At 68.2% G+C, this 8,115-nt stretch carries 5 protein-coding genes; 2 read left to right on the top strand and 3 right to left on the bottom strand.

The window, feature by feature from the left end:
• The first annotated feature begins 165 nt into the window (after positions 1–165).
• Positions 166–1,623: an IMP dehydrogenase gene (guaB, locus tag HUW62_RS06510; RefSeq protein WP_163871105.1), complete on the top strand. Its 1,458-nt coding sequence runs from the start codon at positions 166–168 to the stop codon at positions 1,621–1,623.
• A gap of 96 nt (positions 1,624–1,719) precedes the next feature.
• Here guaB and HUW62_RS06515 read toward each other — a convergent pair whose 3' ends face one another.
• Positions 1,720–2,340 carry a hypothetical protein gene (locus HUW62_RS06515; protein ID WP_176433887.1) on the bottom strand — a complete coding sequence of 207 codons (621 nt, stop codon included), beginning with the start codon at positions 2,338–2,340 and terminating at the stop codon, positions 1,720–1,722.
• 100 nt (positions 2,341–2,440) lie between these two features.
• On the opposite strand from HUW62_RS06515, the gene guaA reads away from it, so the two are divergent.
• Positions 2,441–3,994 carry a glutamine-hydrolyzing GMP synthase gene (gene guaA, locus HUW62_RS06520; RefSeq protein ID WP_163871103.1) on the top strand — a complete coding sequence of 518 codons (1,554 nt, stop codon included), beginning with the start codon at positions 2,441–2,443 and terminating at the stop codon, positions 3,992–3,994.
• Positions 3,995–4,114: 120 nt separating this feature from the next.
• Here the strand turns inward: guaA and HUW62_RS06525 are convergent, their stop codons facing one another.
• Entirely contained in the window at positions 4,115–6,241 is a 2,127-nt protein-coding gene (locus HUW62_RS06525; RefSeq protein ID WP_163871102.1) for a S46 family peptidase, read from the bottom strand.
• 193 nt (positions 6,242–6,434) lie between these two features.
• On the bottom strand, positions 6,435–8,115 hold a 1,681-nt coding region (locus HUW62_RS06530; protein ID WP_176433888.1), incomplete at its 5' end, for a thioesterase domain-containing protein.

Here is an 8,115-nt window from a genome sequence, read left to right on the forward strand (position 1 = left end):
TGAGACGTGAGTGAAAAGCCTGGGGTGGATTATCGCTTGAAGTGCGAGTGAACGGGCGTCAAAAAGTCCACCCTTCCAGGTTGCGTGGCGAGAACGTACCTCGTATGGAACCGCACCCTCGGGGCGCTGGTGCCTCGTGGGCCCTTCGCCCCGGGAGCGCCGCCCATGTTGAACCCCGAGATCCGGCTCGCACTCACCTTCGATGACGTCCTCCTGGTGCCCGCCGAAAGTTCGGTCGTCCCCAAGGATGCGGACCTGTCGACCCGCCTCACGCGCAACCTTCGCCTGAACATCCCGCTCTTGTCGGCGGCGATGGACACGGTGACGGAGTCGCGCACCGCCATCGCCATGGCGCAAGAGGGCGGCATCGGTGTCATCCACAAGAACATGACCCCCGAGCAGCAGGCGCTCGAGGTGACCAAGGTCAAGAAGTTCGAAAGTGGAATGGTGGTGGACCCCGTCACCATCGACCCCGAGGCCCCGCTGGGCCGCGCCATCGAGCTGATGCGGCACCACGGCGTGTCGGGCATCCCGGTGGTGAAGGGCCGGCGCCTCGTCGGCATCGTCACCAGCCGCGACGTGCGCTTCGAGACCAACCTCACGCAGAAGGTCGAAGCGGTGATGACGCGCAAGCTCGTCACTGGCCGCGAGGGCATCATCCAGGCGGACGCGCAGAAGCTCCTGCACGAGCACCGCATCGAGAAGCTGCTCATCGTCAACGACGACTTCGAGCTGCGCGGCCTCATCACCATCAAGGACATCGAAAAGCGCAGGACGAACCCGAACGCGGCCAAGGACGGCAAGGGCCGGCTCCTGTGCGCCGCCGCCGTGGGCGTGTCCGCGGACCGCGAGGCGCGCATCGACGCGCTGGTGAAGGCGGGCGTGGACGTCATCGTCGTCGACACCGCGCATGGCCACTCCAAGGGCGTGGTGGACGGCGTGCGCGACACCCGCAAGAACTTCAAGGGCTTCGAGCTGATCGCCGGCAACGTCGCCACCGCCGAGGCCACCCGCGCGCTCATCATGGCGGGCGTGGACGCGGTGAAGGTGGGCATCGGCCCCGGTTCCATCTGCACCACCCGCGTCGTCGCCGGCGTGGGCGTGCCGCAAGTCACCGCGGTGGATGACTGCTGCCGCGAGGCGGACAAGCACGACATCCCCATCATCTCGGATGGCGGCATCAAGTACTCGGGCGACATCGTCAAGGCGCTCGCGGCCGGAGCCAGCACGGTGATGATCGGCTCGCTCTTCGCCGGCACCGAGGAGGCCCCTGGAGACGTCATCCTGTACCAGGGCCGCAGCTACAAGAGCTACCGGGGCATGGGCAGCCTGGGGGCGATGAAGCAGGGCGCCAAGGACCGCTACTTCCAGTCGGACGTGGACGCGGTGAAGCTCGTTCCCGAGGGAATCGAAGGCAGGGTGCCGTACAAGGGCACGCTCGGGATGAACGTCCACCAGATGCTGGGCGGCATCCGCAGCGGCATGGGCTACGTGGGCTGCGGCACCATCGACGACCTGCGCAAGAACGCGACCTTCGTGCGCATCACCTCGGCGGGGCTCAAGGAGAGCCACGTCCACGACGTCATCATCACCGAGGAAGCCCCCAACTACCGCGTGGAGTAGGCGCGCGGGCGGCTCCCGGGTGGAACGAAAAGAGGGCCCACGCCACTCGAGGCGGGGCCCTCCTTCGTTTCCGGCGTCGGTCAGCCGGGACGGCGGCTACTTCCGGGGCTTGCGGCCACCGGCGCTCGTGTCCTCGGGAGGCGGCGACGCGGCGGAGATCTTCTTCTCCGCGTTGGCCACGCGACCGAGCAGGGAGTCCTTGTCGTCGGGCTCCAGCGTCTCAATCGCCTGGCGCAGGGTGTTGAAGTCGAGCCGGGCGATGGTGACGGCGTTGCCGCCCTTGATCTCCTGCACGGTGGGGACCTCCACCAGCTCGCGCATGTAGGTCTCGAACTCGACCTTCACGTCGGCCGTCTGCTGGATGCAGGTGTCCTTCGCGTTGACGATCTGCTGGCTGCCCTCGCGGTAGCTCAGGTCCGGGTTGCGGTTCATCGCATCCTCGAACGTCGTGGTCCGCTTGCGCAGCGAGGAGTACAGCTCGATGTAGTCGACGAGGCGGTCAGTCTCGGGGCGGTTGACGTTGCGGGCCTTGCCCAGCGCGTCGGTGGTGTCGTCACAGGTGAGCTTCTGGAGCTCGGAGACCCCTGGCGTGTCTTTGACAGCCAGGTTCTGGGTCTCGCGGTCCAGTCGCTCGTCGGAGGAGATTTCCTTCACGCATCCAGAGGCGGAGAGGAACAAGAGGGTCGCAGCAGTGGAAGCGGACAGGCGGCGGAGCATCCGGACCTCGAACAATTGAGGGGACTTGGGCGTTGCTTTCCGGAAGTTTGTAGCGATAAGGGCCCCCAGCCGTCAACGACGCCCCCTTGGAGAACCTCCGGTGGACCTGCACGCCGAGAAGATCCTGATCCTCGATTTCGGGAGTCAGTACACCCAGCTCATCGCCCGGAGGGTGCGCGAACTGGGCGTTTATTGCGAAATCCACCGCCCGGACCTCCCCGCGGAGGACATCCGCCGGTACGCCCCCCGGGGAATCATCCTCTCGGGTGGCCCGGCGTCCGTGGAAGCGCCTGGTTCCCCCCGGTGCGACCCCTTCGTCTTCGAGGCGGGAGTCCCCGTCCTGGGCATCTGCTACGGCCTCCAGCTCACCGCCAAGCTCCTGGGCGGGCGCATCGACCGGGGCGCCCACCGGGAGTTCGGCAACGCGGAGGTGGAGGTCCTCTCGCCGCGCGGGCCTTTCTCGGAGTTCCGAATTGGAGACCGGGTCCAGGTGTGGATGAGCCACGGGGACCGGGTGGAGGAGCTTCCGCCCGGTTTCGAGGCGATTGGCCGCAGTGGCAATTCGCCCTTCGCGGCGGCGGCCCACCAGAGCAAGCCCTTCTACGGCCTCCAGTTCCACCCCGAGGTCGTCCACACCCCGCAGGGCAAGGCCATGCTGCGCGCCTTCCTCTTCAACGACTGCAAGGTGAGCGGCTCGTGGACGATGAAGGGCTTCATCGACGAGGCCGTGGCCACCATCCGCAAGCAGGTGGGTGAAGAGGGCCGGGTCATCTGCGCGCTGTCGGGCGGCGTGGACAGCTCCGTGGCGGCGCTGTTGCTCCACCGCGCCATCGGCCCCCGGCTCCAGTGCATCTTCGTGGACAACGGGGTGCTGCGGCAGGGCGAGCGCGCCCAGGTGGAGGCGCTCTTCGTGGACCGCTTCCACGTCCCGCTGAAGACGGTGGACGCGCGCTCGCGGTTCCTGGACGCGCTGGCCGGCGTGACGGACCCGGAGAAGAAGCGGAAGATCATCGGCCGCGAGTTCATCGCCGTGTTCGAGGAGGCCTCGCGCGACATCCAGGACGCCGAATTCCTCGCGCAGGGCACGCTGTACCCGGACGTCATCGAGTCCGTCTCGTACAAGGGCCCCTCCGTCACCATCAAAAGCCACCACAACGTGGGCGGCCTGCCGGAGACGATGAAGCTCAAGCTGGTGGAGCCGCTGCGCGAGCTGTTCAAGGACGAGGTCCGCGCGCTCGGCCGCGAGCTGGGGCTGCCCGAGGAGATGGTGAACCGTCAGCCGTTCCCCGGTCCGGGCCTGGCCATCCGCGTGCTCGGCGAAGTCACGGAGGCCCGCCTGGAGCTGGTGCGGCGCGCGGACGCCATCGTCCAGGAGGAGATTCGCGCCGCGGGGCTCTACAAGGAGCTGTGGCAGGCCTTCGCCGTGCTGCTGCCCGTGCAGAGCGTGGGCGTCATGGGCGACGAGCGCACCTACGAGTCCACCTGCGTGCTGCGCGCCGTCACCAGCGTGGACGGCATGACGGCGGACTGGGCGCGGCTGCCGTACCCCGTGCTGGAGCGCATCTCCACGCGCATCACCAACGAGGTGCGCGGCATCAACCGCGTCGCCTACGACGTGTCCTCCAAGCCCCCGGCCACCATCGAGTGGGAGTGAGGCCGGAGCAGGGTGGCAGGGCGGAAACGAAAAGAGGCTGCCTGGCGAACGTGCCCAGGCAGCCTCTTCGTGCATCAGGGGTCCGGGTTTCGAAGCCCGGGCCCCGTCAGCGAGGGTGAATCACCCGGCCGGCTTGGTGGGGACCGAGGGAATCTGGGTGCTGCCCGGGCGGAGCTCCTCGAGCACCCGGTTGGCGCCGTAGATCTTCTTCAGCGACTCGATGATGGCGTCGCTGTGCACGGCCACGGTGCGGTTGACGGACTCGTCGAAGCCGTACTCACCGCCCAGGGACTGGATGTTGCCGTCGAACACCAGGCCGACAATCTCAGCGTCCTTGTTGATCATCGGCGAGCCGGAGTTGCCGCCGATGATGTCGTTGGTGGTGACCATGTTCATCGCCGTGGCGCCGTCGAGCAGCTTCTCCGACTTCAGCCAGGACGGCGGAAGGGCGAAGGGATCCTCGCCCGTGGCGTGCTCGAACGTGCCAGCCATCTGGGTGACGGGGTCCACCTTCTTGCCGTCCTCCATGTAGCCCTTCACCGAGCCGTAGGACAGGCGCAGGCTGAACGTCGCGTCCGGGTACTGGTTGGTGCCATAGGCCTCGAACTTCGCCTTGGCGACCAGCTCCGCGTTCTTCTTGATGACCGCGTCGATGTTCTCCTCGTAGTTCTTGCGGACCGCGCGGCCATCCGCGTCGAGCGCGAGGGCGAGCTGGATCATCGGGTCCTTGGACGCGGCGATGGCCGCCTTGCCGCCGTCGAGGAGGCTCTTGCGCACGGCCACGTCACACATCTTGGAGCCCTTCACGTCCTTGAGGACGCAGAGCTTGGAGCCCTTCACCAGCCGGGCCGCCATCTTCTCGGGGGACTCCTTGCCCAGGACCTTCTTGACGAACGGGTGGTTGGAGCCGAGCTCCTCGCGCATCTTCGTCAGGCCGAACGTCAGGCGGAGGATCTCCAGGTCCGCGTAGATGGGGGCCGGGCTGAGCAGCTGGGCCTGGAGGGCCGGCAGGTTGGCCTGGTTGAACTCACGCAGGCGCTGGCCGTTCTCCTTGGGGAGCTCCTCGGAGGCGCGCACCAGCGTCTTCGCGATGCCGTACAGGCTGGAGGACAGGCCGCTGCCCTGCTCGACGAAGGCCAGGTCCTTGCGGATGTTGACGAGCTGGCCCTGCGCCTTGGCGATCTCATCCCACGCGGCGCCGTACTTCTTCTTCGTCTCCGGGTTCGCGTCGACCTTCTTGCGCAGCTCCTGCTCGGCGGCGACCTTCTGGGCGAAGAACTTCTTGTCCTGGAGCGCCTCCAGGCGGCCCTTGGTGGCCTTCAGGCCGTTCTCCACGCCGAAGAGCAGGTTGTTGGAGATGCGCTTCTGCTCGGGGCCGCGCTTCTGGAACTCGGTCACCATGCCGCGCAGCTCGGACATCGTGAAGAGCATCTTCGGCATGGCCACGTCGCGCTGGTACTCCAGCTCCGCGATGGTGAGCCCGCGCGAGGTGCGGCCGGGGTGGCCGGACACGAAGGTGAGGTCACCCTCCTTGGCGCTCTTCTCCGACCACTTGAAGAAGTTCTCCGTCTTGGCCGGCTTGCCGTCCTGGTAGACGCGCAGGAACGTCACGTCGAGGTCCCACCGGGGGAACTCGAAGTTGTCCGGGTCACCACCGAAGAAGGCGATGGCGTGCTCGGGGGCCATCACCAGGCGCACGTCCTGGAAGCGGCGGTACTTGTAGAGGTTGTACTTGCCACCCTGGTACAGGGTGACGACGTCACAGCGCACCTTGGCGTCGCCGGCGGAGCAGGCCTGCTCCATCTCGGCCATCTTCGCCTTCAGGGTGTCGCTGTACGGCTTGCCAGTCAGGCCCGCGGTCGCCTTGTTCAGCGCCTCGGTGACGTCGGAGATCTGCTCCAGCTGGTTGATCTCCATCGCCGGGCACTGCGTCTCCTCGGCTTCGGACTTCGCGTAGAAGCCGTTGGCGATGTAGTCCTTCTTCGCGCCGGAGAGCTGCTCGATACAGCCGCGGGCGCAGTGGTGATTGGTCATCACCAGGCCGTTGGGGGACACGAAGCTGGCGGAACAGCCGCCGGCGAGGCGCGCGGAGGAGAGCCGGGCCTTGTCGAGCCACTCCTGCGTGGGCTCGAAGCCGTACTTCTCCTTCACCTTCGCGGACGGGAAGTTGTTGTACGTCCACATGCCTTCGTCGGCCAGGGCGGGGGCCGCGCCGACAAGGGTGGCAATCAGGAACAACCGTTTCATTGGACAGGTCCTTTCCAGGGCCATGGGATGCCGCGTTCTGCGGGATGCCACCGCCAGGGTCAAGCAAGCAAAAAGTCGGGAACTATTACCCGGCGGTCGGAACAGGCGAGCGGGCTTTCGATTCCTGCCGCCGCGCGATGCGGCGAGCGCCTGGAAGTGGACCAGGCGGGGGTGGTGCGGTGCGTCGTAAGCCCTATCGACGCCAACCCTTGCGTGTCTGGCCGGCTGGCCTGGCGCGGTCGAGCAGCTCTCTCAGCCGCTCCGCGAGCACCTCGACATGGGGCGGCTGGAGCAGGCTGTAGTGGTCTCCCGGCACTTCCTGGAGTTCCACGCCCTGGGTGGCCTTGTCTCCCCAGCCGCGGTCTCGCCCCGGGGTGGAGACGTCGCCCGAGTCCGCCGCGCGCAGCATCGCGAGCTGCCCGTCGATGCCGCGCGGGGAGTACCGGCGCGTGGCTCTCATGTTGGCGGCGAACACCTGGAGCAACGCGCGCAGCTCGGGCAGTCCGGCCTCGGGGATGAGGACACCGCTCTTCCGGCCCTCCTCGAGGACGGCCCGGAGCAGCTCTTCCGGCCCGGCGTCCGCGGGCAGGTCGGGAAGCTGGAGGCCCGTGAGCCGGCCCAGGTCCCTCGCGAAGAGCGCCACGGTGTCGGGAACCGCGACCTCGTCGGACACGTCCCGGGCGGTGCGCGCGGGGCTGGGGTCGATGAGCGCCAGGACCTCCACCCGCTCGCCACGCCCCTGGAGCTGCCGGGCCATCTCGAAGGCCACCACACCGCCCATGGACCAACCGCCGAGCAGGTACGGCCCGCGGGGCTGCACGGCGCGGATGGCCTCGAGGTAGCAGGCGGCCATCTCCTCCACCGACTCCAGTGGAGGCTGGGCGCCGTCGAGGCCCTGCGACTGCAGCCCGTAGAAGGGCTGATCCGGGCCCAGCCGCCGCGCCAGCTCCGCGTAGGCGAGCACGTTGCCGCCCACCGGATGGACGCAGAAGAAGGGGAGGCGCGAGCCCTTGCGCTGGATTGCCACGAGCGGCGACCACGGGCCCGCCTCGGTCCGCAGCGCGGCGGCGAGCCGCTCCACCGTGGGGGCCTGGAAGAGGACGCTCAGCGGCAGGCGTCGGCGGGTTCGCTCGGCCAGCACCGCGAGCAGGCGCACGGCCATCAGCGAGTGACCGCCCAGCTCGAAGAAGTGGCCGCGGGCGCCGATCGGACGCAGGCCCAGCACGTCCTCGAAGGTGCGGGCCACCTCCAGCTCGAGCGCGTCCCGAGGCGGGACGAAGGCGTGCTCGGACTCCAGGGGTGATGCCTCCGGAGCGGGCAGGGCCCGGCGGTCCAGCTTGCCGTTGGCCGTCAGCGGGAGCTGCTCCAGCGAGACGAAGGCCGAGGGCACCATGTACTCGGGCAGCTTCGCCTTCAGGAGCGCGCGCAGCGCATTCAGGTCCAGGGGCCCGCTCGCGCTCGGGACCAGGTACGCCACCAGTTGCTTGTTGCCCGGGGAGTCCTCGCGGGCGATGACGACGGCCTCTCGCACCTCGAGGTGCGTGAGCAGTGCGGCCTCCACCTCTCCTGGCTCGATGCGGAAGCCGCGCAGCTTCACCTGCGAGTCGAAGCGGCCGAGGAACTCCAGCGTCCCATCGGCCTGCCAGCGCACCTTGTCACCGGTGCGGTAGAGGCGGGCACCGGGCGCGACGCTGAAGTCATCCGGGACGAAGCGCTCCGCCGTCAGCTCGGGACGGCCCAGGTAGCCGAGGGCCAGGGCCTCACCACCGATGAGCAGCTCGCCCGGGACGCCCACGGGCACGGGCCGCAGCGAGGCGTCCACCACGTAGGCCTGGGTGTTGGAGATGGGGCGGCCGAGGGGCAGCGTGGAGACC

It is taken from the genome of Myxococcus sp. AM011 (genome assembly GCF_013372595.1).
Taxonomy (GTDB): Bacteria; Myxococcota; Myxococcia; order Myxococcales; family Myxococcaceae; genus Myxococcus; species Myxococcus eversor.